The sequence below is a fragment of the Brunnivagina elsteri CCALA 953 genome, assembly GCF_002289455.1.
Lineage (GTDB): Bacteria > Cyanobacteriota > Cyanobacteriia > Cyanobacteriales > Nostocaceae > Brunnivagina > Brunnivagina elsteri.
Map to the genome: position 1 here is coordinate 1 of NZ_NTFS01000668.1, position 2,054 is coordinate 2,054.

Below are 2,054 nucleotides of genomic sequence, written 5' to 3' on the forward strand. Positions count from 1 at the left end.
ATAACGAGATTTTGCGATGGGCAAAGCCCGGTCTTCGACCATCGCACCAATTAAAATGTTTGAAATGAACAATATATATTTAATTTTGCGTAGCCACTTATGGACAGAGTTAGGACTTACGATGGTTTGGGATTTTCAGAATGTAACATTTATTTTCAACTACCACTTAAGTGGCGGTCAGTTTTGGAATGGGGAAAAGGCAATAAATCCTGATACGTGCAAAGAACTCCCAACCATCAAATTGATACCGTCCTCACAAGTTTCTCAAACTTATTTTCTAAACTAATCATAGATATAGGAATCCGATTTGAATTTTGAACGCATACTGAGACTGAAAATGCCGTTTTATAATGATTTTATTCAAAATTCCGTTCAGAAATCAGGTAGAAGTCCTATATAGCCTATTAAATATAGCTTATTTTCAATTCCCTCTATACCAAATCTCAGGAGTGCATCCTGTGAGTGTTGACTTACCAACCCCAGATGCTAAAAAAGAGAGGTTAATATATTTATGTTAAAGAATAGATATGCCTTTTGGTTAGGTTTACTTGCAACTGCGGCGATCGCATTTGCTGGCGGAATGTGGACAGAAAATTCCTACCGAACCCCAAAAAATACCAAAAATCTGACAATATACGGCATGGACACACAAGCCAACACCGTAGAAACTGATTTGTACGTCAGCTTTGACTCCAAACTTAATCAAACCCAACAATTGGAGAAATTATCTACCCTGATTTCCCGCTATAAATTTTGCGATTTACCAATCGAAATCAAAAGCCTACAAAACGGTATTGCAACAGTTAACTTAGACGAACATGCTTGGGTGAAAACCGCTAATAAACCCCCAGCGATTCCTGGTTGTTCGGGAAAAAGTTGGCGCTATGGCTATTTCCAAGGTAGCGCGGGTGGCTATGCGACAACTGTGACGCTCACACGTAGTTTTGTCCAACCAAACGATCGAGGTAATTGGATTAAAGGTGTACAGTTTTATTACGCTGGTCAACCAATTAAAAGTGGTGATTGGGACCATATTCAATTGGATGGAGTTATCACCCGCGAAAATCTTCCCTAGTAGTCTGTCAAGATAAAAATGACGGTTGTAGAGACGTCGCACTGCTACGTCTTCTAAGAAACTTGCGCTGAAAGGCTTATAAAATCGTACTTTTTGATTTTCTTACAGCGCAAGTTTCTTCCACTTATGTTGGGTTGTGATCGCCACCCATGACCCGCTCTACAGGATTGTGGGTTTGTACATAACCGTCAAAATATAATTGACAGCCTACTAGAACTATTGCTGTTTTTAAATTCAATAAACGTCCTTTGTATCAGATAGTGACAACGGTTTTACCATCTCTGGAAGGCTAGTATAAATAGTTTCCAGGTTCATCACTCGTTCTTCGAGCGCTTTCAGCGTTTGCACTAAGGAATCGCGCAAGAATAACTTACCTGATAATTTGACAAAGTAAGAATAATGTGGTAGGTAAGGGCTATGTCATCAAACGCGTCTCTCAAAGCAATACCTTCGCCATTTTACGAGAAATAAAGCTTTCAGTCTCCACGGTAAATTAAGGGTTTCTGTTTTTTTGGCAAAACTAAAAGCTGTATAAACATGGTGCTGATTTTCCCGTAGAGGGTTTTATTTATGTTCTTTAGCCCATAAGGGTTTTAAGCTTTTGCCGTCGGCTGAAAATAAAACCCTTATTTTTCAGGAATCCTATGATTTTGCACGGTTTTTGTGATACTCCGTTTTGGCGAAGGTATTGGTCATATAACCAGCTTCTTTCAGCCACCATCTGCTGATGAGGGATTTTCTATTGAGGTTGTAAGTAGATAGTTAACTGTCCGTTCGCTCATTTTTTTGAGTCAAAACTAATTTATTTGTACTAGTTTTTATCATGCTCAGGACTTACGCATTGACAGAAAAATCAAAATAGGGGGGTATGGTTTTCACTGCTTTGACCTTGATTTTTCGGCTTCCCACCAAGGAAGGGTAGTTGAGAAAAGCCTGAAATAACGTATTTACGTTGATACACAACATAACTCTTTTGTAC

Annotated in this window: 1 protein-coding gene; it reads left to right on the forward strand. The window is 38.9% G+C overall.

The features are described from left to right. The first annotated feature begins 511 nt into the window (after positions 1 to 511). Entirely contained in the window at positions 512 to 1,075 is a 564-nt protein-coding gene (locus CK510_RS29690; RefSeq protein WP_095725030.1) for a hypothetical protein, read from the forward strand. The last annotated feature ends 979 nt before the right edge of the window (positions 1,076 to 2,054 follow it).

Bases quoted from the DNA above. Each gene is read 5' to 3' on its own strand.
- CK510_RS29690 (WP_095725030.1), top strand. From the start codon at position 512: ATGTTAAAGAATAGATATGCCTTTTGGTTAGGTTTACTTGCAACTGCG.